Genomic DNA, 24,046 nt, shown 5'->3' on the forward strand with positions numbered 1-24,046 from the left:
GGAGACGCCCGCCTTCAAAGGACGAGCGCCTCCGCTGATCGCATTCGTCAGTTCCAATAGGAGGCTGAACGCGATCGCATGCTGTCGCGGAACTGAGCGGTCGACTTTTCGAGCAGCTCACCGGTGCCCCAGTCGAGGACGACGCCGTGTTGACGGACGACGTCGTGAACAGACAGCTCGCCGTCACGGTAGCGACGTGCGACCTCGGTGGCATCAGCGTCCAACCAGGAATCGCGCTCGGCGCGGATCGTTTCGCGCTCCCGTGCTGTCGCCGCTTCATCGATCTCGTACTCGTCGAGTTCCGCATCGATCTCATGGACGACGACACCGTAATCCTTGGCTGCACGATCGATGGAGACGTAGCCGTCGATGACATCCTCGAGGACCTCACCGGTTGGACGCTCCAGCGGATCGCCGAAGCCGCCTCCACCAGCGCTCGGGCGCTCGAATGTGTCGCCGGGGCTGATTGACACGTTCGAGAAAGTCGCTCCCAGATAGTGGGAGTTCTCCGATGCGGGGTTGAGCCATACACCGTGAGGGATCGACGGAAGGCCACCGTTGATTCCCCACGTCGTCGACCGGCCGCGATCACAGCAGTAGCTCATCACCGCGCCGGCCGCGTCTGTGAGGATGCCGCCCTTGTTCACCCCGCAGCCTCCGCGGAAACGCCCGGGTCCGCCGGAGTCGGTGTTGATTGAATGCTGTGTGGTGATCACCGGTGTCAGCCGTTCCTGACCTTCGACCGGCTGCACGGCAAGCCCGGTGCCGAAGACCGGTGAGGTTGCTGAGGACCCGTCCTTGGTCGACCGACCGCCCCAGCCCCCGGCCATCCAGTCATACCACATGAAATACGGATTCGACTGCGACCGTGCATCGTGCCCGCCGACGAGCAGGTACTCCAGGTTGAAGGCGCAGGCCATCGCTCGTTCGGGAATGATGTGAGACCACAGTTCGAAGATCGCGTTCATGACCTTTTCGTAAGGACCCGAGCAGAAACCGGTCACAGCATGCGGCCAACCTGCGTTGACGACCGTTCCCTCTTCTCCGATCTCTGCTGTCACAGCTTCATAGAAGCCCGAGTTGAGTGGGACCTCTGGGAAGAAGGTCTTCGTGCCGGCATAGATTGCAGAGAATGTCGTTCCGTATCCGGAGTTGAGGAATGTTGAAACGGCTTCGGCCGATCCGGTGAGGTCATAGTGAATGCCTGAGCCGTCCAGTGTGAGCTTGACCCGGATCGGCACCAGGCCTTCACCCTTAGCGGGATCGCCATCGAGGTAGTCGACAGTCTCCCACTCTCCACGGGGTAGGTCGCCGAGGCTGGCGAGCACGGTGCGGCAGACATAGTCCTGTGTCTCCTGCATTGCATCGAGAACCGTGTCCTTCGAGTATTTGTCGACAAGGCGCAGGACCTCGCGCTCACACACAGCTGTTGCTTCAGCCTGGGCATTGAGGTCGCCGAGTGCTTGATCAGGGGCACGCGTATTCGACACGAGCAGCTGAGCCACATCGTGGAGGAACCGGCCTTTGTGCCATACCCGCAGCGGGGTGATGCGGAGTCCCTCGCCGAAGTGCTCGCTGGCGGAGACGTCGAACGACCCGGGCACGGATCCGCCGATGTCGGCCCAGTGGCCCTTGTTCTGCGCGAAGCCGATGATCTCGTCGTCCGCGAAGATCGGGCGAATGAAGCTGACGTCATTGAAATGAGTGCCGCCGCGGTAGGGGTCGTTGATGAGGAAGACGTCTCCGGGATTGATATCGTCGCCGAACTCTTCCATCACTGCTTTGCATTGGAAGTGAAGGGTGCCGACGTGGACGGCGATGTCGGCGCTGCCCTGCATCACGGTATTTCCGTGACGGTCGCAGAGTGCAGATGAGAAGTCCCTCGAATAGATGACGAAAGAATAGCAGGTCCGCAGAATCTGCTCACTCATGAGATCAACACTGGTCGCGAACGCGTTTTTGAGTACTTCGAAGGTCACCGGGTCGAGCGTGGAAGTCGACTTTTCCGTTGTTGTCGTCATTGGTCTCTCCTCACAGGCCGTTCTGTGTCGAATCGGCGGAAGCGGTTTCCAGTGCGGGCACGTCTGCCTCGGTTGTCAGTGCAATGCGGATGTTGAACCACTCGTCGATCACCGCGGAGGAATCCGGCGGGATGACCGTAGTCGAATCGATCTGGTTGAGAATTGCGGGCCCGATGAATGCAGCTCCGGACGGAAGGTTCTCCCGCTGGTAGACAGGCGTCGAGTGCCATTGACCGTCGAAGAAGACTTCCCGCACCTCGATGGGCTCTCCTGGATCCTTGCCGCTGGCCGGTGTCGGTTTGAACGTCGGTTTCGGTGTCTTGCCGAGAGCCTTCAGGTGCAGTTGATAGATCTCGACAGGGGTGTCGTCCTGTCGGAACGCGTACTGCTTTTCGTGTTCTTCGTGGAACAACTGAACTGCCTCGCGCAACGCGTTCGGCCCGGAACCCATTTTGACCTGCAGCGAACGCCACTGACCGTGATAGCGCATCGAGATCCCCCGCTCGAACACGGCATCTTCTTCTGCCACCTTTTCGTGACGTAGGCGATCTCGTCCCTCGAGCTCGAGCTCACGGAAGTGCTGTTCGACTGTTTCGGCGTCGGCTGAATCTGCGACGCCGGTGAACATTTGGGACAGATCGTGCTGGATGTCGACAAGCAGACACCCGAGGGCCGAGGTGACTCCGGGGCTTGGCGGCACGATTACAGAAGGAATATTGAGTTCGCGAGCGACATCGGCTCCATGCAATGCTCCAGCACCGCCGAAGGCAATGAGTGCGAAATCGCGGGGATCGAGTCCGCGGCGGATAGACACGAGACGGACGGCATCCGCCATGTTTGCGTTGGCCACCTTGACGATGGACTCGGCCGCGGAATCGACATCGAGCCCGAGGGGATCGGCGATCTTCTCCTTGATGGCAGATTTTGCACTTTCGCGATCCAGTGTCATCTCTCCATCGGCAAGATCCGTGCCGAGCCGATTGAGCCAAAGGTTGGCATCGGTGTTCGTCGGTTCTGACCCACCGCGGCGATAGCAGACCGGGCCAGGATCGGCACCAGCCGACTGCGGTCCGTTCCTCAACGACCCGGCAATATCGATGTGCGCCAGGGATCCGCCTCCCGCACCGATCGTGAGAACTTCGATGCTGGGGAAGACGATCGGGTGACCGTATTCGACCTCCCACTCATTGGTTTCACGCAGCTCGCCATCGGCAATGAGCGAAATGTCCGTCGAGGTGCCGCCCATGTCGAGGCCGACTGCATTGGCATGACCGCATTGCTCGGCGACATGTTGAGCGGCAATAGCGCCGGCGGCGATTCCCGAGGCCGCCAGGCGGACCGGGAAGTGTTTGACCATCTCGGCGGTCATGGACCCGCCGCCCGAGTGGAGCAGCAGAAGCTCACCGGTGTATCCGTCGTCAGTCAGGTTGTTATCCAGTTGTTCGACGTATCCGGAGACCAATGGGCCGAGTACCGCATTGGCTACGGTGGTATTGAAACGGTTGTGTTCAAAGATCTCCGGAAGAACTTCGGCCGAGGTGGAGATGCTAGCCTCGGGGAGCTCCTCACTGAGAATCTCTCGCATGCGGATCTCATGTGCGGCATTCGCGTAGGAATTGATGAAGCAGACAGCCACCGTATCGACCCCGCGCTTCTTCAGTAAGCGCCCGAGCTGTCGCGCTTCATCTTCGTCGAGTACGGTGACGATGTTGCCTGAGAAATCTATGCGCTCAGTGACCTCGAAACGGTCACGCCGACGGATATAGGGACCGGATACGTCGGAGTACGCATCCCAGAGATCGTTCTTCGTTCCGTCTCGAATCTCGATGACATCACGGAAACCTTTGGTTGTCACCATCGCAGATTTGGGAAAATTACGAGTAATGAGTGCATTGGTGGCAACTGTCGTTCCATGGGAGAAGAGCTCGACTTGTTCGAGGTCGACGTCAGCCCGACGCACGCCGTTGAGGACTGCTTCCATTGGGTTGCTGGGGGTCGAAGGGACCTTCGTCACCCGCATTTGTTGGGTGGATTCGTCAAAGATGCAAATGTCAGTGAAAGTACCGCCAACGTCGACGGCGACTCGCAGATCAGCCACGGGGCTCTCCTTTGATTGTGATGTGCTTCATAGCCTGACTTCAGCCTGGCCCCTTGGTCAATGGAGCAATCGAAAGTTCTGTGGGACGATTTTGTGAAACTTACAAAACCGATTCATGGCCGCTGTCGGCAGGAGAATACGTAGTGCGCGCACGCCAGGAAATATCGCAGGAGCGGATCTTCGACGAGTTGCTCATGTCCTTGGATGCTGTCGACCCAGTGGAGTCGATGCTGAAGAAGGTTGTCCGGCTCTGTGGTGGATCCGCGCTTGTGATCAACGAGCTCGGTGAGGTCGTCCGTTCGGTCGGCGCTGCGCCGAGCCACCTTGTTTCTGAGTGGATACGGTCTTCGGTGTTCTCCGGTGACACCGGGCCGGGTTCACATTTGGAGACGATTCGCGGGACGATCGGTCGGTGGGGTGTTTTCGCCCGGACCATGAGGATCCGATTGCGAGACCACGCCGTCGTCGTTGCCAGTCATGATGATGAGGAAGCGGTTGCAGACCGGCGTGCCGAGGTGGATGCCGTACTTGACACCGTGTCCAAACTTTTGCGCGCCTTTGCCGGCTTCGAGTCGTTTTCCATCAGCAATCGCAATGAGGAATCGGCACGCCTGTTGCGGGACCTTGAGGCGGGAATCTCTGTTGGACGCGAGTCGAGTCTGTGGCGATCGCTGGAGCGGTTCGGGTTTTCGGCATTCGAGCCGGTACGAGTCCTAAGGATTCGGACGGATCCCGAACAGACTTCAACGGAACTGCGACGAGCCGAAGTCGGCAACGGACTGCTGCTGAGTGATTCGGGGACGATGCCGACCGAGATTGAGATGATTGCTCTCTGTAAGGCGGACTATGAAATCAGGCAGAGGTTTGATGAGCCGGGCCTGATCGGAATCGGCATCTCTGGGCCATTCACTGCTCTCAGCCAGGTCCCGGAGATGCTCAGGGCAGCGGACGTTGCTCTGGTGGCTGCTGCAGATGGTGGTTTCGCCTATGTTGATGAGATGCGGCCAATCGAGTGGGCCGCGGCGCGAATGAACTCGCGATTTGATCGACAGCTCATCAGTCGATTCCTCGGCCTTCTCTCGGAGAGCGAGGATGCCTGGACGACTTTGACGACATACATCGACTGCGGAGCAAAGATCAGCGAGACAGCCGCCCGGCTCCACGTGCACGAGAACACCGTTCGCTATCGGTTGGGGCAGATCGAGAAGAAGCTCAGCCGTCGCCTCAGCGATCCTTTCACTATGGCCGACATCGTCATCGCATTCGAGTCGAAGCGAATGGAAATCGCACGGTGAGCGCGGTCCGATATCGACACCGCGGCAGGCGCCGGCAGGGCCGGAGGGATCGCGCGGCCCGACTCCCTGACACCCAGACCCGAGTAGCATGGACCCATGCCCCACCATCTGCTGACTTCGACCCCTCCGAGCGGCAACGGCACCGCTGGAGACGGTGCCGACGGCACCCCCGCCCCCACCCACCGGCGGCCCGTCCCTGCCCGCCGCAGCCTCATCGCGCTCTTCGCGATCCTGCTCGTCGCCTGGGTGGGTGTCGCCGGAGTCGGTGGACCCTACTTCGGCAAGATCTCCGAGGTGGCCACGAACGATCGTTCCTCATTCCTCCCCGAGTCCGCCGAATCGACCCGAGCACAGGAGATCATCGACCGCTTCAGTGACGACGACTATGTCCCCGCCATCGTCGTTCTCGAGAACACGGACGGCCTCACCGACGACGACTCCGTGGCCCTCGACGACGTGGCGAAGGAACTCGACGACGACGGTCTGCTTGCCGCCGACGCCTCACCGGTCATCCCCGCGGACGACGGCGACGCCCTCCAACTCATCCTCCCCGTCTCCTCCGACACCACCGCCGATGACGTCGAGAAGATCAGAGACGTCATCGCGAACACCTTCCCGACCGCGAATGCCGCCGATGCGGCACCGGATGAGTCCGGCAACGTCGCCACCCCGGCCACGGTTGCCGATGTCTACGTCACCGGCCCCGCCGGCTTCGCCGCCGACCTCACCGAGGCCTTCGCCGGCATCGACGGGATCCTCCTGCTCGTCGCCCTCATCGCGGTCTTCGTCATCCTCGTCATCGTCTACCGCTCTCCGCTGCTGCCGGTCATCGTCCTCTTCACCTCGGTCGCCGCGCTGTCCGCGTCGATCTTCGTCATCTGGCACCTCGCCGACGCCGGGATCCTCCTCATCAACGGCCAGGTCCAGGGCATCCTCTTCATCCTCGTCGTCGGCGCCACCACGGACTACTCCCTCCTCGTCGTGGCCCGGTTCCGCGATGCCCTGCAGACCGAGCGGGATCGTGTTCGGGCCGGACTCGCTGCGCTCAAGGGCGTCGCCGAACCGATCGCGGCCTCCGGAGGCACCGTCATCGCCGGCCTCCTGGTCCTCCTGCTCACCGACCTTGCGTCGACGCGCGCCCTCGGCCCGGTCGCGGCCATCGGCATCGTCGTTGCCATGCTCGCGGCGCTGACCTTCCTGCCCGCCGCGCTCATCATCGTCGGTCGTGCCGTGTTCTGGCCGTTCCGACCCCAGGTGACGACCGCCGAGGTTGGGCTCCGTAAGAAGGGAATGTGGGCCCGGATCGCGGGTGGGATCGCCGCCCGACCGCGCCTGATCTGGATCGGACTCGTCATCCTGCTGGCTCTGCCGCTCATCGCGGTGCCGCAGTTCAAGGCCTCCGGGGTCGCGCAGAGCGAGTTCGTGCTCGGCGAATCCGAGGCTCGTGACGGCCAGGACGTCCTGGCCGAGCATTTCCCAGGTGGGTCCGGAACTCCGACCCAGGTAGTGCTCGACGCGAACGAACTGAGCACTGCCGCCGAGGCGGTCGGCCGCCTCGGCGGGGTCGGTTCGATGACCGTGGCCGCTGAGGATTCCCCGAGCGGAACCATCGGGATCGACGAGGACGGAAAGCTCCAGCCCCCGCAGGGTGGTCCGGGCAGCGGCGCACCGGATGCTGCCGGCGGCTCGGCGGCGATCGATCCCACCGAGGTCGACGGTCAGGTCCTCCTCGAAGTCACACTCTCCGATGCGGCGGACTCCCTGGCTGCCGAGACGACGGTGACGGAGATCCGCGATGCCGTGCACGACATCGACGCGCACGCCCTCGTCGGCGGGCAGACCGCGGTCGACCTGGACACGAACAACACGGCCGAGGCGGACCGGACCCTGGCGATCCCGATCATCCTGGTTGTCATCACAGTCATCCTCATCCTGCTGTTGCGGTCCCTGTTCGCGCCGCTGCTGCTCGTGGTCCTGACGGTGCTGTCCTTCGGCACGGCGCTCGGGGTCTCTGCGCTCGTCTTCAACCACCTCATCGGCTTCGACGGCGCCGACCCCTCGGTGCCGCTGTACGCGTTCGTCTTCCTCGTGGCGCTGGGCATCGACTACAACATCTTCCTCATGTCCCGGGTGCGCGAGGAATCCCTGCACCTGGGCACCCGACGGGGAGTGCTCTCCGGACTCGTCGCCACGGGCGGGGTGATCACCTCGGCGGGGATCGTACTCGCGGCGACCTTCGCCGCACTCGCCGTCATCCCGGTGATGTTCCTCGTCCAGCTCGCCTTCATCGTCACCTTCGGCGTCCTCCTCGACGCGATCCTCGTGCGTTCTCTCGTCGTCCCGGCCCTCGTCCACGACATCGGACGAGCCGTGTGGTGGCCGTGGCGGAAGGGGATCCCGCGGGACTGAACGCCAGGCCGCCTCGGCGGGGGACGGCATCCGTCGCGGCCGGCGGATTCCGGCGGTCGGGCAGCGAACGTCGGACCGCCTCGGCGCGAGAAAACAGAATGATCACAATCCGTCCTGCGCAGTGGTCGGCTGTGGCGATGATCACGGTGTTCCTCTAGGGTGCAGTACGTAGGTATTGCTCACGCAACACTGACCTGATCATCAGGTTTCGAAGGAGAACACAATGACGCGCACTCTTCGCCGACCCCGCACCCTCGCCGCAGCCGCCGGAATCGCGGCCCTGACACTGCTCGCCACCGCCTGCGGAGGCGGCGGAGGTGGAGGCGGTGAGGAAGGCGAACAGAGCGCCGACTTCATCACGATCGCCACCGGCGGCTCCTCGGGCGTGTACTACCAGGTAGGGGCCACGATGTCGGAGATCCTCGCCGACGAACTCGGCGCCGACACCTCCGTGCAGTCGACGGGCGCCTCGGTGGAGAACCTCACCCTCATCCAGGACGGGGGAGCGGAACTCGCCTTCACCCAGGGCGACGCGGTCGACCAGGCCCTGGCCGGCGAGGGAGCCTTCGACGGCAAGCAGATCGACTCCCTGCCCGTCGTCGCCAACCTCTACGACCAGTACGTCCAGCTTGTGACCATCGAAGGCTCGGGCATCGACTCGATCGAGGACATCAAGGGCAAGTCGGTCTCCGTCGGCGATCAGAACTCCGGCGTCGAACTCAACGCCCGCACCGTCGTCGACGCCTACGGGCTCAGCTACGACGACTTCAGCGCCGACTACCTGCCCTACGCCGAGGCGATCGACCAGATGCGCAACGGTCAGCTCGACGCCGCATTCGTCACCAGCGGTCTGCCGAACTCCGCGGTCACCGACTTGGCGACCAGCGACGACGTCAAGGTCGTCCCGTTCACCGGGGACGGGCGGGAGAAGCTGCTGTCCGAGCACGACTACTTCGGCGAAGGCGAGATCCCGGCCGGCACCTACGGTGACAGCAAGGCGGCCGAGACCCTGACGATTCCCAACCTGCTGGTCGTCAGCCCCTCGCTCAGCGATGACGCCGTCTACGACATCACGAAGACCCTGTTCGACAACATCGACAAGATCCAGAGCTCGCACAACGCGGCCAAAGACATCACCGTCGACAACGCGCAGGACGTGCCCGTGAGCGAACTCGCCCCCGGAGCGAAGCAGTACTTCGACGAACAGGGCTGAGCCATTTCGAGCCTGACCCGCCGGGCGGCTCTCACGCTCGCCACCACGGTGGGGCTGGGCATCGCCGTTCCGACGTCGATGTCCGGTCCCGCGCCGAGGCGGCTGGTCATCCGACAGCAGGCGCCGGGTGACCGGGTGTACCGGTCGGTGCCGATCGACGGCGACGACGAGGTGGCGATGACGTGGATGCACTCGGTCGACAAGACCCCCTGGTGGGAGTACTACCGGGCCGTCGGCGACGAACTCGTCCTCGACTGCACGGAACTGTCGCTGATGGGAGCGGGCACCCCGTTCGAGGCCCCGCGGACAGAACTCGACGGTGACATGGTCAGGCTCTGCGGCCTCGACGAGCACTTTGCGGCCGTGCGGTGGATCCACTCTCACCGCGTCCACCACCGGATCTACGTCAACGGCGAGCTCCTGCTGCCGACCCGGGCCATCGACCACCACGTCCACGCCGAGATGATCGTGATCGGAGACTGAAGACCATGACGAACGCACTGCCCGCCGAGGCTCCGGGCCCGGAGTCGATCGACACAGTCGAGAAGTACGACCGGGAATCGCGCACACGCGACATCTGGTCGACGAAATGGGCGCTGCCGCTGACGGTCTTCGCCGTCGGGCTCTCCCTCTACCAGATCTACTACGCCCTCTTCGGGGGACCGCCGACCCTGGTCCACCGCGGCATCCACGTCGGCGCGATCCTCGTCCTCTGCTTCGCCGTCCAGCGCTTCCGCCTCCGCGAGACGCGTTCGACCCCGCCCTGGTTCGACTGGCTGGCCATCGCCGGTTCCGTGGCCATCGCCGTCTACCTCGCGGTCGTCTTCGATCGGCTGACCGTCAGCGGCGGCCGGTTCGAGACCATCGACGTCGTCTTCTCCGTCCTCTGCCTCGTCCTCGTCCTCGAGGCGGCCCGGCGGGTCACCGGCCTCGTGCTGCCGATACTGGCCGTGCTCTTCATCGTCTACGACTACTACGGACGGTCGATGCCCGGCCTCTTCCGGCACCGCGGCTATGACCTCGACCGGATCGTCACCTTCATGTACGAGTCCACCGAGGGCATCTTCTCCACGGCCATCGGCGTGTCCTCGACCTACATCTTTCTGTTCATCCTCTTCGGTGCCATCCTGCAGAAGTCGGGGATGGGGCAGTTCTTCAATGACATCGCCATGGCCCTGGCCGGACAGGCGCGCGGCGGTCCGGCGAAGGTCGCCGTGCTCGCCTCGGGATTCCTCGGGTCGATCAACGGTTCGGCGATCGCCAACGTCGTCACCACCGGCGCCTTCACGATCCCGATGATGAAGCGGGTGGGCTACCAGCGCAACTTCGCCGGAGCCGTCGAATCGGCCGCTTCGGTGGGTGGTCAGATCATGCCGCCGATCATGGGCGCCGCGGCCTTCATCATGGCCGAGACCCTCGGGGTTCCCTACACGCAGATCGTCCTCGTCGCCATCATCCCGGCCGTGCTCTACTACCTCGGCATCCTCATCCAGGTCCACCTGCGGGCGACAAGTCAGGGTCTGCGCGGCATCAGCCGGGAGAACCTGCCGGCGGTCATGGACGTGATGAAGGAACGCGGGCACCTGCTGCTGCCGCTGCTGTTCCTGCTCTACATGCTCTTCTTCTCCGGGACGACGATCCTCTTCGCCGCAGTGACGACGATCTTCGTCACGATCGCGGCGGCGATGGTGCGCAAGAGCACCCGGATGTCGCTGCTCGACATCATCCACGCACTGCGTGACGGGGCGCTGACCGCGGTGTCCGTGGCGGTGGCCTGTGCCTGTGTGGGAATCATCGTCGGCGTCGCCACGCAGACCGGCTTCGGCGTCAAGCTGGCCGGGACCATCGTCACCATCGGCGGCGGGTTCCTCCTGCCGACGCTGCTGATGACCGCGGTCGCCTGCATCATCCTCGGCATGGGGCTGCCGTCGATCCCGGCCTACATCATCGTCGCCACGATGGCCGCGCCCGCACTCGTCCAGCTCGACGTGGCACCTCTGGCCGCTCATCTCTTCGTCTTCTACTTCGGGCTCTTCGCCAATATCACCCCGCCCGTGGCCCTGGCGGCCTTCGCCGCGGCCGGTCTGTCGGGAGGATCTCCGATGCGCACCGGGTTCCTCGCGATGCGTCTGGCCCTCGGCGGGATCATCGTGCCCTTCGTCTTCGTCTATCAGCCGGAGCTGCTCATGCTCGACGGCTCGGCGGTGGACACGATCCGGGCTGCGGTCATCCTGCTCATCGGCGTTACGCTGCTCGCGGTCGCGGCTGAAGGGCACCTGTTCGTGCCGCTGCCGATCTGGCTGCGCATCGTTCTGGCGCTCGGGGCGATCGGTCTGGTCACGCCCAACCATGTGCTCGACCTCGTCGGTGCCATCGTGGCTCTTGCGGCACTCGGTGCGGCGATGTTCATGGCCAAGCGGCAGGAGCGGCTGCACTGGCGAGAGATCTGAGCGGCCGGCGTTCGGGTGATCACGGCGCCGCTCGGCCGGGGATCGAGTCAGACCCCGGCCGGGCGGGGTGCGTGGGAAGTGCGGGGCGTGAGGCAATACGATACCCCCGGAGTGAGATCGGAGCCGTGGGGCGGCTCTGCTCGACCTCTGCCAACCGGGGGCACGTTGGGGATCTGCCGGGTACTGTCGTCGAGGGGTGGTCGACGGGCCCCGAATCTGGGGCCAGTTATATCATTGAACTACTATTCTGTTGACTATGCAACAAAAGTGTGGCATGACACATCGACGAGCAGGGGCGGACCGATGGACAAGACGACTCCGGTGAGCAGCATGATCAGGCAGAACGGCCCGATCAAGATCGCGGCCTGGCGTCTGATGATGGAGAAGTATCAGGACTTCTATACGAGGTTCGAACACGAGTTCCCAACCCGGCACGGACTGACCGTGAACGAGTTCGACGTGCTCATCAACGCCCGACCCGAGGACCAGGTGCGCCACCGAGACCTGCTGCGCAGCCTCGTGATCAGCCGCAGCGCGCTCAGTCGACTGCTCGGCAAGCTCGAGGATCGTGGCTTGGTCACGCAAGAGCCCGACCCGGAGGATCAGCGCGGGGTGCTCGTCGCCTTGACCGAGGAGGGACTGCGGCTCTGCGACGAGGCGGCCGCGACGAATGCCGAGATCATCCTCGACGGTTTCGCCGGGCTCACGGATGCCGAGGCCGACGAGATCTTCGAACTCGTATCGAAGGTCCGCCCGGTCGAGTAGGGGGAGTTCTTGGATGCCTGTTCTCGATGAGCTGTAGTAGGCCGCCGTCTTCGCCCATTCCGAGTCTGGTCGGTCCGAACGAAACCTATAAAGCGACGGCCTCACTTTTATGAGAAACTGGTATAACTCATAAATTTGGGAGATGGCGATTATGAGTTCTGAACGACCGAGACGGGAACAACGCGCACTGACGCAGTGGCCTGCCCTGGAGAGTGAAACCCTAATCTGGAGCACGCGACCTGGGTTTGGGCCGAAGGCGACCGCGATGATCGGAACTGAAAAATATGAGGCGGCGGTTCCACCGGCGATTGCCGATCGTATTCCGGACCTCGGTCGTGATGTCCAAGAGGTTTCTGAAGAAGCTACGCGTGAACTCAGTCGCTTCGATGCCGAGCGTGGTGCGGAGATTGCAGGTTTCGCGCCGATACTGCTCAGGTCGGAGGCTGCATCGTCATCGCAGATCGAGAACCTGACTGCGAGCGCACGTGCCATCTTCTCGGCAGAGTACGGGGCCCGCGCGGGGAGCAATGCGGAGCAGATCGCTGCGAATACGAATGCATTGTCGGGCGCTCTCAAGGATTCGGGGCCGATCAGCAGTCAGTCGATCCGAGAAATTCACCGCGTTCTCATGGAACTGCAGTCACGTCATCCCGCCGGAGCTTTCAGGAATGAGCAGGTCTGGATCGGGAGCCGATCGGATTCGCCTGTTGGGGCGGAATACGTTCCGCCTCATCATTCCCGAGTGGAAGGTCTGATCGAGGACCTTTCGCAGTTCATTCAACGGCGTGATGTTCCGACAATGGCTGCTGTCGCGATTGCACATGCCCAATTCGAAACGATTCACCCATTCACCGACGGAAATGGACGCACCGGACGCGCATTGGTGCAAGCGATGTTTCGGCAGCGAGGCATTACCCGGAATGTCGCTGTTCCGGTCTCAGCTGGGCTGCTGACAGACGTCCGTCGATATCACCAGGCCCTGACCGAGTATCGCAATGGTGATGTCAATCCGATCGTCAGAATATTCGCCGAGGCAGCTTTCCGCGCGGTGGACAACAGCACTCAGCTCGTTGACGATCTGAGGGAGATTCGTCGCGGTTGGGATTCGACGCTGACTGCTCGGAAGAACTCGAACGCGTGGCGCCTGCTCGATATTCTTCTCGAGCATCCTGTGCTCAATTCCGCCACGGCCGCAGAGCTGCTCGGGGTCGCACAGCCGAACATCTATCCACCATTGCGAACGCTTGTCGATGCCGGCATCGTGAAGTCAAAGGCGGAACATGGTCTGGGGCCCTTCTGGCGCAGTGACGAGATTCTGGCAGCGGTCGACGCGTTCGCCGAGCGTGCGGGTCGGCGTCGCCCGGCTTGAGCAGTCGAGTCCGCGCGGCACACGCTCCCCCTCCCCGCCCGCCGCGAAGAGGGCTACGATGTGGCCATGAGCAACGTCGAGACCCGCCCCGATCAAGTGGTCTGCAAGGCCGGGGGACTGCCCGGGCCGGCCTGTGACCAGCAGGGACGTTCCCCGGTTGAGATCATCACCTCCCGTGAGATTCCGCTCGGCGGTCCACGGGCGATGATCGTGCGCCGCACCCTGCCGCAGCGGCAGCGCTCCCTCATCGGACCCTGGTGCTTCGTCGACCACTACGGGCCAGCCGATGTCTCGGTCACCGGCGGCATGGACGTCGCCCCGCACCCGCACACCGGATTGCAGACCGTCAGCTGGTTGTTCCAAGGCGCCATCCAACACATCGATTCCGGCGGAAACGCGGGCCTCGTCCTGCCCGGCGAAGTCAACCTCATGACCGCAGGCGCCGGCATCTGCCATTCCGAGGTCTCGACCGAGGAGACCACGACCCTCCACGGCGTCCAGCTGTGGCTGGCCCTGCCTGACGCCACCCGCCACCAGCCCGAACGCGAATTCGAGCACTTCGAACCCGCCCCTGTCTCCTTCGCCGGCGGAGAGATGCTCGTCTTCCTCGGAAAACTCTGGGGAACGGAATCTCCGATGCAGACACATTCGCCGCTGCTCGGCGCCGAGATCCGCCTCGACCCCGGTGCGAGCATCGACCTGCCCGTGAATCCGGGATTCGAGCACGGCGTCCTCGTCGACTCCGGCGATATCGCCTTGGAGAACGTCGACCTGCCCGTTGCGGCGGTCGGCTACACGGGAACCGGTGTTGAAGAGCTGCGCATCGCCAACCGCAGCGACGAACCCGCCCGACTCATCCTCCTCGGCGGCGAACCGTTCCCCGAAGAGATCGTCATGTGGTGGAACTTCGTCGGCCGCACCCATGAGGAGACCGCGGCCTACCGTGAGGAATGGCAGGCCGAGGGCGACCGCTTCGGCGTCGTCGACGGCTACGTCGGCAAGGGTGGGCCCGGTCGCAATGCCGACGGCATGGGAAGGCTCCCCGCGCCGAGGCTGCCCGACGTCACGATCAGACCGCGGAAGAATCCGCCGCCCCAGGTTCAGGGTGGACCTGCGGAATAGAGCGGTGCCGAATTCCGCTTCACCCAGTACCAACAGAGCACGACGAAAGGGTTATAGCCATGGTGAAGACATTCGAGGACAAGACCGGCGCCGAGGTGACCGTGTCGATCAACGAGGCCACCCGGTCCTATGACATCGCCGTCGCCGACGGCACCGTCGCCGGCCACGCGTACTTCCTGCCCGGGCCGGATCTTGAGACAGAACGCATCTTCCACCACACTGTCGTCGACGAGGAGTTCGGCGGTCGGGGACTGTCGAAGTTCCTCGTCGCCGAGGCGCTCGATGATTCCCGCGAACGCGGAATCACGGTGGTGCCCGTGTGCCCGCTCTTCGTCAAGAAGCTGCAGGAGACCGGTGACGACTACGCGGCGCAGGGCGGGAAGTACCGCAACGCCACCGGTGCCGACATCGACATCGTGAAAAGCCAGGCGTGAGCGGGTCGATGAGCAACGCGAGTCGCCCCTTCATCGACAAGATCCACCCCGAGAACTACAAGACCATGGCCCAGGCGGCCGCGGCATCGCGGAAGGCCTCGCGTGCCGCAGGACTCGATGACGGGCTCATCGAACTCGTGAACACGCGGGTCTCGCAGATCAACGGGTGCCGCACCTGCCTGAGCATCCATGCTCCGGCCGCACGGAATGCCGGGATCTCTCAGCTCAAGCTCGACGTGCTGCCCAGCTGGCATGAGGCTGAGATCTTCACCGAACAGGAGTTCGCGGCGCTGACCTTGGCCGAGTCCCTGACCGTGCTGGACAAGGCGGAGGATCGGGACGCGATCGCCGCCTACGCGGCGCAGCACCTGACGACCGAACAGATCTCTGCGATCGAATGGTCGACCATCCTCATCAACGCGTTCAACCGCATCTCGATCGCCAGCGACCACCCGGTGTTCGGAGCTCGGCAGGACTGAGCGTCTGCCGGCCGATTGGGTGCGGTCGACCGAGCGGTTGGACTCGGCGGGCCTCAGTTGAGGACCTGCTTGTCATCGTCCGCGCGGATCGCGGCGAGACGCCCCGCCACATCTGCAGATCCTGCGGGCTCAGGCTGGCTGTGCCGTGGCCCAAGGCTGCTGCGCCGAACGCCACCGACGGGGCCACCTCGGCGCCGGTGACCTTCGGAGGTCGACTGCGGCTCATCGGGCCCGGGATCGTGCTCGCGCTCGCCAGCGTCGGTGCCTCCGACATGATCACGACGATGAACTCCGGGGCCGAGTACGGTCTCGCGCTCATCTGGGTCTTCACGGTGGGCATCGTGCTCAAGTTCGTGCTCTCCGAGGCGGTCTCCCGGCTGCAGATGAGCGGGGACCGGTCGCTGCTGTCCCACCTCACCGGCTTCGGCGGGCGGACCTTCCCGGTGCTCTTCCTCATCGCCGAACTGCTCGTCGGGCTCTTCTTCGGCGCCGGCGTCGTTGCGGTGACGACGAACATCCTCCAGGCAATCTTCCCCGTCCTGCCGTTCTGGCCGACGGCCGTCGTCGTGCTGCTCTCGGCCTCGGTGCTGGTGGGCATCGGCCGCTACGGTCTCGTCGAAAAGGCGATGATGGGCTTCGGAATCATCATGTTCTTCGGCATCCTGGCCCTGGCGATCTCAGTGTTCCAAGGCCAGGACGCTCAAGCGGTCGCCGCAGAGACGATATTGCCGACGTTCCCGAACACTTCGATCATCACGGTGATGTCGCTCATCGGCGGGGTCGGGGGAGCGACCGGCATCCTCGCCTACTCGTTCTGGATCCGCGAGAAGGCGTGGCGGACCCCTGACTGGAAGCCGGTCGTCCGCCTCGACCTGTTCATCAGCTATGGACTCGTCTTCGTCTTCGCCGTGGCGATGAGCGCTGTGGGAGCCTTCATCCTCTACGGCCAGGGCTTCACGATTTCGGACAATGATGCGCTGTTCGCCATCGGCGATGACCTGGTGGGTCGGATCGGTGAGACCGGGCGTTTGGTGTTCCTCATCAGCTTCCTCGCCGTGGTGTACACGAGCGTGCTCGGCGGATTCTCCGGCATCGCCTACGTCACCGCCGACTGCCTGCGAGTGCTCAGGCGTTACCCGCACCAGGACGAGGCCCGCTTCGACATGTCGGCGAAGTCGGTCGAGTTCCGCGGCGCGCTCGTCTACCTGTCGGTGGCGACGCTGGTGATCATGGGACTCGGCAAACCCGTCACCCTCGTCCTCGTCTACGCTGCGATCAGCGCGTTCATCCTGCCGGTGCTCGCGCTCGCCCTGCTCGTCATCCTCAACCGCGGATCCGTGCCGACCGGTTTGCGCAACACGTGGTGGTCGAACACGCTGCTGACGGTGTGCCTGGCACTGTTCGGATTCTTGGCGATCCTCCAGGTCAAGGAGTCGGTGATGGGGTTCATCGGGTGAAGTGAGGTGCACCCGACAACTGTCGGGTGTGTGCGCGAAAAGCACGATGGTCTGGCGGTAGTGCCGCGGTGCCGGGGTCGGCATACTTGGTGATATGACACAACGACGGTCACGATTCGACGCGGAGCTCGCCGCGAGTCTGTCCGTCATCGGCGGGGTCTTTCCGCCGACCATCACTCCTTCGCTCATCGATTTCATGCGAGTCTCGTACGCCTCGGAGCCGCTCGCGGAGACTCTCAGCGGCCGTCGGGTCGAACATTCCGAATATCAGGCGCCGGGCCACCTCGGCGAGGACATCACCGTCTCCGTCTTCAGACGATCCGGGGACACCGGACGACGACCGACGATCGTCTACGCCCACTCCGGCGGATTGATGTTCGGCGATCGCTTCAGCGCTCTCGGCCTCAACCTCGACTGGGTCGAGAGAATCGGTGCGATCCTCATCTGCCCCGAATACCGCCTGGCACCCGAGTTCCAAGACCCGTATGCGCGTGAGGACATGTACGCCGCGCTCCTGTGGACGGCAGAGAACGCCGACACCCTCGGCGTCGACCCCGCCCGACTCATCGTCGCCGGAGCCAGCTCCGGAGGGGGACTGGCCGCCGGGATGGCGCTGGCGGCCCGCGACCGGCACGGACCGCAGCTCAAGGGCCAACTGCTCATCTACCCGATGCTCGACGACCGCGGCATCACACCGTCGACCCATCAGTTCGACGGCATCGGCGTCTGGGATCGGGTGAGCAACGAAACCGGATGGCAGGCGATGCTCGGCGATGACTACCGCACCGAGGCGGTCTCGCCCTACATCGCACCATCGCGTGCCAACGACCTCACCGATCTGCCGCCCGCTTACATCGACGTGGGCTCGGCCGAGATCTTCCGGGACGAAGCCGTCGCGTACGCCTCGGCCCTCTGGAACGACGGCAGCGAAGCGGAGCTGCACGTGTGGCCCGGAGGCTTCCACGCCTTCGACATCTTCGCCGCCCATACACACCTTGCGCAAGGAATGATCAGCACCCGAATGGCCTGGATCGAGAAGCTCCTGGCCGACTGAAAGGAACATCATGTCTGAGAACACAGCTGTCAACGACGCAGTTGTCCGCGTGGCCACGAAGACCGTCGACAGCGGCGGCGTCCCAGGCGTCGTCGCCGGAGTGACCACCGACAAGGAGACCATCAGTCTCACTGCTGCAGGAGTCCGCTCCCTCGACGACCCGCAGCCGATGACCACGGACTCCGTGTTCATGATCTTCTCCACGACGAAGGCCCTGACCGGCACCGTGGCACTGCAGCTGGTGGAGTCGGGAGAGCTCGACCTCGACGCCCCGGCGAAGGACTATGCCCCAGGATTGGCCGACGTACAGGTCATCGACGGCTTCGACGACAGTGGAGAACCGATCCTTCGGGCACCCGCCAGCGAACCGACCACCAAACAGCTGCTGCTGCACACCGCCGGCTTCGGCTACGACTTCTTCAACGAGAAGTACGAACGACTCGCCCGCGTACACGGCCAGCCGAGCATCGTCACCGCGACCAGGAAGGCGTTGGAGACTCCGCTGCTGTTCGATCCCGGCACCCAGTGGGAGTACGGGTCGAACATGGATTGGGTCGGCCAGGTCATCGAAGGCATCACCGGAAAGACTCTGGGTGAGGCGATGCGCACCCGAGTCCTCGAACCGCTGGGCATGGACGACAGCACCTTCCGTCCGACCGCGTCGATGCAGGAGCGGCAGGCCACGATGCACCAGCGCACCGACGGCGAACTCGCGGCGACCGACTTCATGCTGCCCGAACCGGAGGTGGAGATGGGCGGCCACGGACTCTTCTCGACCGTCGATGACTACCTGAAGTTCATCAGGATGTGGCTCAACGACGGAGCAGCCGACGACGGAACCGTCGTCCTCCGCCCCGAAACGGTGGACATGGCCACGCAGAATCACCTCGGCGATCTTCGGGTGAAACTGCTGCCCGGAGTCATCCCGAGCTTGTCCAACGATGCGGAATTCTTCCCCGGCATGCCGAAAACCTGGGGATACACGTTCATGATCAACGAGGAGGACGCCCCGACCGGACGCCCGGCCGGCGCCGCCGCATGGGCGGGTCTTGCCAACCTCTTCTACTGGTTCGACCGACAGAACAAGATCGGCGGGTACTGGGCCACACAGATCTTCCCCTTCGCAGACCCCGAATCCGTCGGGGGCTACCTCAAGATGGAGACGGCAGTCTACGATGCTCTGAAAGGCTGATTCGCGACTGAGGCGAATGGCGACCGTCGGTCGACAGTCGTGGACTGCCAATCGTCGACCGACGGACGAACGAGGAGGTGGTGACGTGCAGGAGCTGCTCGGCAGGATTGCGAAGCTCGATCCCGAGGCGAGCCTGGGTCTGCGCGTCATCGCCTGCTTCGACGAACTCATGGCCGGCGAGGTCAATTCCCATGCCCTCGCCTCCGCGGCCGCGGCTCTGGCCGGTTGCCCGGCCGGCTTTCGCGGTGGGGACGGGAGCAGACAGCTGAGGGTCGACTCGGGCGGAGTCTCGATTCCGGGAGACCGACCCGCCGAGGTGGCCGCCCTGTCCCTGCCGAACGATTCCGAGGTCTGGCTCGAGCGGGAGGACGTCGCCTTGCCTAACGATGAACTCATCCTTGAGAGATTCGGGCTTGCCATCGGCGTGAGATTCGGTCTCGAACGGCAGCAGCTGGAGACCCCGCGGGACGTGGCGCTCGCCCTCGATCCTGCCGCGACGCCCGAAGACCGGAGTGCTGCCGCAGTTCGCCTCGGGCTGACGCCTGGTTCGGGATATCGAGTCCTCGCGGCCCCGCTGTTCGCCGTCTTCGAGAAACGACCCGCCGGTCCCACCGATGTCATCACCAGCGAACATGGCACTCTGCAGGTGGTCATCGTGACCGACGACACCGAGGACATCGCCGTGACACCGGCCGGACTGGGGCCGTCCGGGTTGATCGGAGAATTGCCGCGGTCACTGCGGGCAGCCGTGGTGGCACTGCGGCTCAGCCGCCCGCCCGAGGAAGGACTCGTGCGGGCGGAAAACTTCGGTGGGCTCGTCGAACTGCTCGCCGAATCACCTGACACAACCGATCCGGACGCTGCTCTGATAGACGAGATCATGGACTCGCCGTGGGCGGAGTCCACGGTGCGCGTGCTCCTCGAAGCACCGACGATCAGGCAGGCGGCCCGCGACCTCGGTCTGCACCACAGCACGGTGCAGAGCCGGGCCGAGCAGATCGAACGCTGCCTCGGCTACGACCCGCTGTCGGGCTACAACCGCACCAGGTTGGGCATCAGCGTGCTCCGATGGCGGCTGCGCAATTCCCGGGTGCTCGAACTTCCGGGGCCCGTGGGGTGAAAGGTTCGTGGCCGCCACTTACCCGCGGTACTCGCCTCGTGCTCACTCCCGGCAGAACGGATCCCTGCCGATCGCGATCGCCGTGAGCTGCTCGGCCGACCGGCAGATCATCGCCCGCATCAACGCAGACGGTGTATTCATCGAAGAGCTCGAACACGATCCGGCGAGGTTCCTGCCCGCGATGGGCCGCGTCGAGGAGATCGAATCCGGCAATGTCACCGCCATCGACCTCGACCGACCGATGCAGAGGCTGCAGGAACAGCTGTCCGAACTGTCCGTCGGTGACCGTGTGTCGCTGACGGGAACGGTCGTCGTCGCCCGCGACATCGTGCACGCGGAGCTGCGCGACCGCCTCGATGCCGGTGGGGAACTTCCCGAGTATTTCAAAGACCATCCGATCTACTATGCGGGGCCGGCGAAGACGCCCGAGGGAATGCCCTCGGGGTCGTTCGGTCCGACCACCTCATCGCGGATGGACACCTATGTGCGGCGGTTCCAGGAGGCCGGCGGGTCGATGATCATGCTCGGCAAGGGCAACCGGTCCGCGCAGGTGAAGAGCTCCTGCGCTGAATTCGGGGGCTTCTACCTCGGATCGATCGGCGGCCCTGCCGCCCGGCTGGCTCAGGACTGCATCACCTCGGTCGAGGTCCTCGATATGGAGGAGCTCGGGATGGAGGCAGTGTGGAAGATCCACGTCGGAGACTTCCCGGCGTTCATCATCACCGACGACAAGGGCAATGACTTCTTCGACAGCACCGGTCCGCCGACGCTCGGCCTCGGCCGGACCCGCACAATGCGTGACGGCACCCGACTGGACTGAACTTTCCAAATGACGACCACAGCGCATCAAGGAATTGAGGATTTCACCATGGCCGTGAGCAATGAAGAGCAGATGATGATCGACCTGGTCGCCGAATTCATCGACGAACAGGTCAAACCCAGCGTCAACAAGGTCGAGCACGCCAACGAATACCCCGAGGCATGGATCCAGACGATGAAGGACATGGGCATCTACGGGCTCGCCATCGACGAGCCGTGGGGGATGGGCAAGGTCTCGACCGAGGCATATGCGCTCATCACTCAGGAGCTCTCGCGCGGGTGGATGTCCCTGGCCGGTGCCATGGGCGGGCACACCGTCGTCGCGAAGCTCCTCCAGGAATACGGTACGCAGGAACAGAAGGACAAGTACCTGCCGCGGATGGCCACGGGTGAGCTGCGCGCGACAATGGCGCTGACCGAACCCGGCGGCGGATCCGACCTTCAGGCCATGCGCACAACAGCTGCCAAGGACGGCGATGACTACGTCATCAACGGGTCGAAGACGTGGATCACGAACGCCCGGAAATCCGACCTCATCGCTTTGCTGTGCAAGACCAATCCCGAGGCGGAACCCCGTCACAAGGGCATCTCGATCATCCTCGTGGAGAAGGGGGAGGGGTTTACCGTCTCCCAGGATCTGTCGAAGCTCGGGTACAAGGGCGTCGAGACGTGCGAGCTGTCCTTCGACGGTCTCCGGCAGCCGCAGTCGCAGCTGCTCGGTGAGGCCGAGGGCGTCGGGTTCAAGCAGATGATGAAGGGCCTCGAGATCGGCCGCATCCAGGTCGCGTCCCGGTCGCTCGGTGTTGCGCAGGCTGCGCTCGATGATGCGGTGAAGTATTCGCAGGAGCGTGAGTCGATGGGCAAGCCGATCTGGAAGCATCAGTCGGTGGGCAACAAGCTCGCCACGATGGCGACGAAGCTCGAGGCCGCCCGGCAGCTCGTCCTCCACGCCGCTCGCACCTATGATTCGGGGGCGCGTGTGGACATGGAGGCCGGAATGGCGAAGCTCTATGCCTCGGAGATGGCCGCCGAGGTGGCCCTCGACGCCATCCGCGTCCATGGCGGTTACGGATACTCCACCGAATACGACGTCGAACGCTACTACCGTGACGCCCCGCTGATGATCGTCGGCGAAGGCACGAACGAGATCCAGATGAACGTCATCGCCAAGCAGCTCATCGGTCGGAACAAGGCCTGAGGCTCGTGGGCGGCACCCACACCTGTCGTACCCACACGATTCGCCTCTAGCCACCTGGCCACGAACCCAACCCGAGGGAAGAACATGACCCACAAACCCCGTCCGCGTCCGGACACTCCGCACCTGATGACCGAGGAACGCCTCGAAATTCAGGCGCTCGCCCGCGAGTTCGCTCGCGATGTCGTCCTGCCCATCGCCAATGAACTCGACCCTGTCGAGGGGCAGTTCCCGGATTCGATGGTCAAGCAGATGGCGGAGATGGGCTTCTTCGGCATCCTCATCCCCGAAGAGTACGGGGGGCTCGGTCTCGGTGTGTTCGAGTGCTGCCTCGTGGCTGAGGAACTCTCCCGTGCCTGGATGTCGGTGGCCGGGCTGTTGGCTCGCGGCAACGGCATGGGCGGTGGGTTCTCGCCCGAACAGGAGGCACGCCTGCTGCCGAAGGTCGCTGCCGGTGAGTACCTCGGCGCCTTCGCCCTGTCCGAGGCCGAGGCCGGGTCCGATGTGGCGAATCTGCGCTGCAAGGCCGAACGCAATGCCGATGGTGATTGGGTCATCAACGGGACGAAGATGTGGTGCACGTATGCCGATCAGGCCGACTACATCGTCCTCTTTGCTCGCACTTCGGTGGAGGAGAAGCGACATCGGGGGATTTCGGTGTTCCTGGTTGAGAAGGAGCGCGGCACGTCCCCCGAAGGCATCTCCGGGGCGCCGGCGAAGAAGATCGGCTACCACGGGTGGAAGACCTGGGAGCTGTCCTTCGACAACTTCATCCTCCCCGCCGATGCTCTCCTCGGGGAGGAGGGGCGCGGGTTCTATCAAGCGGTGTCCGGGCTTGAGGTTGGGCGTGCGCACACGGCGGCGCGGTCGATCGGACTGGCGCAGGCGGCACTCGAGGACTCGGTGAAGTACCTCAAGGAACGCGAACAGTTCGGGCACCCGCTCGCGGACTTCCAGCATCTGAGATTCAAGGTCGCGGACATGGCCGCTCAGATCGAGGCGTGCCGGCAGCTGATGTACCACGTGTGCACGGAGATCGATTCGGGTCGTCGCTGTGATAAGGAAGCGGCGATGGTGAAGTACCTGGCCGGGGAGATGAGTGAGAAGGTCACATCCGAGGCCCTGCAGATCCATGGTGGTGCCGGGTACACGAAGGACTTCGCCGTCGAACGTCACTGGAGGGATGCTCGCCTGACGAAGATCTTCGAGGGCTCGTCGGAGATCCAGATGCGCATCATCTCCGACGAACTCCTCGGCCGCTGAATTGCTACCCGACGGCGGCCTAGCAACCTGGCGCCAGGTTGCTGCGCTGTGCTGTCTCACTACCTTGCTTACAACCTGTCTCAACACATTGCTGACACCATGTCTCATGACGTTGCTGACACCATGAAGCACACTTCGGGTCATGCCCGAACCTCTTTCACTGACCACCCGCCGCGCGATCATCGACTTCGACCCCAACGCATCAGACTCTCCACCGATCACCGAGTTCTGCCGCCACCACGGCATCACTCGAACCACGTTCTACGCGATCCGCAAACGCTACAAAACCGA

18 protein-coding genes and 1 pseudogene are annotated in these 24,046 nt (G+C 63.8%); 17 read left to right on the forward strand and 2 right to left on the reverse strand.

Annotation, left to right across the window (positions count from 1 at the left end; genetic code table 11):
• Window positions 1-47: 47 nt before the first annotated feature.
• Together BLIN9172_RS13550 and BLIN9172_RS13555 are read right to left on the reverse strand one after the other, a co-directional pair.
• Window positions 48-2,021, reverse strand: a complete 1,974-nt coding sequence (locus tag BLIN9172_RS13550) for a hydantoinase B/oxoprolinase family protein (protein WP_096168345.1) — start codon at window positions 2,019-2,021, stop codon at window positions 48-50.
• A 10-nt stretch (window positions 2,022-2,031) separates the two neighbouring features.
• Window positions 2,032-4,119, reverse strand: coding sequence for a hydantoinase/oxoprolinase family protein (locus BLIN9172_RS13555; RefSeq protein ID WP_096168344.1), 2,088 nt, complete (start codon window positions 4,117-4,119; stop codon window positions 2,032-2,034).
• Between the two features lie 143 nt (window positions 4,120-4,262).
• Here BLIN9172_RS13555 and BLIN9172_RS13560 point away from each other — a divergent pair, with 143 nt between their 5' ends.
• From BLIN9172_RS13560 to BLIN9172_RS13640, 17 genes and pseudogenes are all read left to right on the forward strand, one after another.
• Window positions 4,263-5,414 carry a helix-turn-helix domain-containing protein gene (locus BLIN9172_RS13560; protein ID WP_096168343.1) on the forward strand — a complete coding sequence of 384 codons (1,152 nt, stop codon included), beginning with the start codon at window positions 4,263-4,265 and terminating at the stop codon, window positions 5,412-5,414.
• A gap of 96 nt (window positions 5,415-5,510) precedes the next feature.
• Complete coding sequence (locus BLIN9172_RS13565; protein WP_101555530.1) at window positions 5,511-7,823, forward strand: MMPL family transporter; 2,313 nt, start codon at window positions 5,511-5,513, stop codon at window positions 7,821-7,823.
• Between the two features lie 223 nt (window positions 7,824-8,046).
• The gene (locus BLIN9172_RS13570) at window positions 8,047-9,036 is read left to right on the forward strand and encodes a TAXI family TRAP transporter solute-binding subunit (RefSeq protein ID WP_096168341.1); all 990 of its coding nucleotides are present in this window, start codon (window positions 8,047-8,049) and stop codon (window positions 9,034-9,036) included.
• 48 nt (window positions 9,037-9,084) lie between these two features.
• Window positions 9,085-9,519 (forward strand): DUF1850 domain-containing protein, encoded by a 435-nt coding sequence (locus BLIN9172_RS13575; RefSeq protein ID WP_096168340.1) that lies wholly within the window; start codon window positions 9,085-9,087, stop codon window positions 9,517-9,519.
• Window positions 9,520-9,524: 5 nt separating this feature from the next.
• Complete coding sequence (locus BLIN9172_RS13580; protein WP_096168339.1) at window positions 9,525-11,486, forward strand: TRAP transporter permease; 1,962 nt, start codon at window positions 9,525-9,527, stop codon at window positions 11,484-11,486.
• Between the two features lie 303 nt (window positions 11,487-11,789).
• Window positions 11,790-12,251 (forward strand): MarR family winged helix-turn-helix transcriptional regulator, encoded by a 462-nt coding sequence (locus BLIN9172_RS13585; protein ID WP_101555531.1) that lies wholly within the window; start codon window positions 11,790-11,792, stop codon window positions 12,249-12,251.
• 265 nt (window positions 12,252-12,516) lie between these two features.
• Complete coding sequence (locus BLIN9172_RS13590; protein ID WP_101555532.1) at window positions 12,517-13,620, forward strand: Fic family protein; 1,104 nt, start codon at window positions 12,517-12,519, stop codon at window positions 13,618-13,620.
• Between the two features lie 66 nt (window positions 13,621-13,686).
• Complete coding sequence (locus BLIN9172_RS13595; protein ID WP_101555533.1) at window positions 13,687-14,742, forward strand: pirin family protein; 1,056 nt, start codon at window positions 13,687-13,689, stop codon at window positions 14,740-14,742.
• A 59-nt stretch (window positions 14,743-14,801) separates the two neighbouring features.
• The gene (locus BLIN9172_RS13600; RefSeq protein WP_101555534.1) at window positions 14,802-15,176 is read left to right on the forward strand and encodes a GNAT family N-acetyltransferase; all 375 of its coding nucleotides are present in this window, start codon (window positions 14,802-14,804) and stop codon (window positions 15,174-15,176) included.
• A gap of 8 nt (window positions 15,177-15,184) precedes the next feature.
• Window positions 15,185-15,655, forward strand: a complete 471-nt coding sequence (locus BLIN9172_RS13605; protein ID WP_101555535.1) for a carboxymuconolactone decarboxylase family protein — start codon at window positions 15,185-15,187, stop codon at window positions 15,653-15,655.
• A 140-nt stretch (window positions 15,656-15,795) separates the two neighbouring features.
• A complete protein-coding gene (locus BLIN9172_RS13610; protein ID WP_101555536.1) occupies window positions 15,796-17,112 on the forward strand; it encodes an Nramp family divalent metal transporter in 1,317 nt (438 codons plus the stop codon).
• Between the two features lie 94 nt (window positions 17,113-17,206).
• On the forward strand, window positions 17,207-18,166 hold the full coding sequence (locus BLIN9172_RS13615) for an alpha/beta hydrolase (protein WP_101555537.1): 960 nt from the start codon (window positions 17,207-17,209) through the stop codon (window positions 18,164-18,166).
• A 10-nt stretch (window positions 18,167-18,176) separates the two neighbouring features.
• Window positions 18,177-19,358: a methyl acetate hydrolase AcmB gene (gene acmB / locus BLIN9172_RS13620; RefSeq protein ID WP_101555538.1), complete on the forward strand. Its 1,182-nt coding sequence runs from the start codon at window positions 18,177-18,179 to the stop codon at window positions 19,356-19,358.
• An 85-nt stretch (window positions 19,359-19,443) separates the two neighbouring features.
• Window positions 19,444-20,478: a helix-turn-helix domain-containing protein gene (locus tag BLIN9172_RS13625; RefSeq protein ID WP_145997965.1), complete on the forward strand. Its 1,035-nt coding sequence runs from the start codon at window positions 19,444-19,446 to the stop codon at window positions 20,476-20,478.
• A 49-nt stretch (window positions 20,479-20,527) separates the two neighbouring features.
• A pseudogene (locus BLIN9172_RS13630) lies at window positions 20,528-21,298 on the forward strand (FumA C-terminus/TtdB family hydratase beta subunit); the annotation flags it as partial.
• 48 nt (window positions 21,299-21,346) lie between these two features.
• Window positions 21,347-22,495 carry an acyl-CoA dehydrogenase family protein gene (locus BLIN9172_RS13635; RefSeq protein ID WP_101555540.1) on the forward strand — a complete coding sequence of 383 codons (1,149 nt, stop codon included), beginning with the start codon at window positions 21,347-21,349 and terminating at the stop codon, window positions 22,493-22,495.
• A gap of 84 nt (window positions 22,496-22,579) precedes the next feature.
• Window positions 22,580-23,755 (forward strand): acyl-CoA dehydrogenase family protein, encoded by a 1,176-nt coding sequence (locus BLIN9172_RS13640; protein WP_101555541.1) that lies wholly within the window; start codon window positions 22,580-22,582, stop codon window positions 23,753-23,755.
• Window positions 23,756-24,046: the final 291 nt, after the last annotated feature.

The sequence above is a fragment of the Brevibacterium linens ATCC 9172 genome, assembly GCF_900169165.1.
GTDB classification, from domain to species: Bacteria; Actinomycetota; Actinomycetes; order Actinomycetales; family Brevibacteriaceae; genus Brevibacterium; species Brevibacterium linens.

Coding starts and splice junctions, on each gene's coding strand:
- BLIN9172_RS13550 (WP_096168345.1), bottom strand. CDS start 2,021: ATGACGACAACAACGGAAAAGTCGACTTCCACGCTCGACCCGGTGACC.
- BLIN9172_RS13565 (WP_101555530.1), top strand. CDS start 5,511: ATGCCCCACCATCTGCTGACTTCGACCCCTCCGAGCGGCAACGGCACC.
- BLIN9172_RS13570 (WP_096168341.1), top strand. CDS start 8,047: ATGACGCGCACTCTTCGCCGACCCCGCACCCTCGCCGCAGCCGCCGGA.
- BLIN9172_RS13580 (WP_096168339.1), top strand. CDS start 9,525: ATGACGAACGCACTGCCCGCCGAGGCTCCGGGCCCGGAGTCGATCGAC.
- BLIN9172_RS13585 (WP_101555531.1), top strand. CDS start 11,790: ATGGACAAGACGACTCCGGTGAGCAGCATGATCAGGCAGAACGGCCCG.
- BLIN9172_RS13590 (WP_101555532.1), top strand. CDS start 12,517: ATGATCGGAACTGAAAAATATGAGGCGGCGGTTCCACCGGCGATTGCC.
- BLIN9172_RS13595 (WP_101555533.1), top strand. CDS start 13,687: ATGAGCAACGTCGAGACCCGCCCCGATCAAGTGGTCTGCAAGGCCGGG.
- BLIN9172_RS13600 (WP_101555534.1), top strand. CDS start 14,802: ATGGTGAAGACATTCGAGGACAAGACCGGCGCCGAGGTGACCGTGTCG.
- BLIN9172_RS13605 (WP_101555535.1), top strand. CDS start 15,185: ATGAGCAACGCGAGTCGCCCCTTCATCGACAAGATCCACCCCGAGAAC.
- BLIN9172_RS13615 (WP_101555537.1), top strand. CDS start 17,207: ATGACACAACGACGGTCACGATTCGACGCGGAGCTCGCCGCGAGTCTG.
- acmB (WP_101555538.1), top strand. CDS start 18,177: ATGTCTGAGAACACAGCTGTCAACGACGCAGTTGTCCGCGTGGCCACG.
- BLIN9172_RS13635 (WP_101555540.1), top strand. CDS start 21,347: ATGGCCGTGAGCAATGAAGAGCAGATGATGATCGACCTGGTCGCCGAA.
- BLIN9172_RS13640 (WP_101555541.1), top strand. CDS start 22,580: ATGACCCACAAACCCCGTCCGCGTCCGGACACTCCGCACCTGATGACC.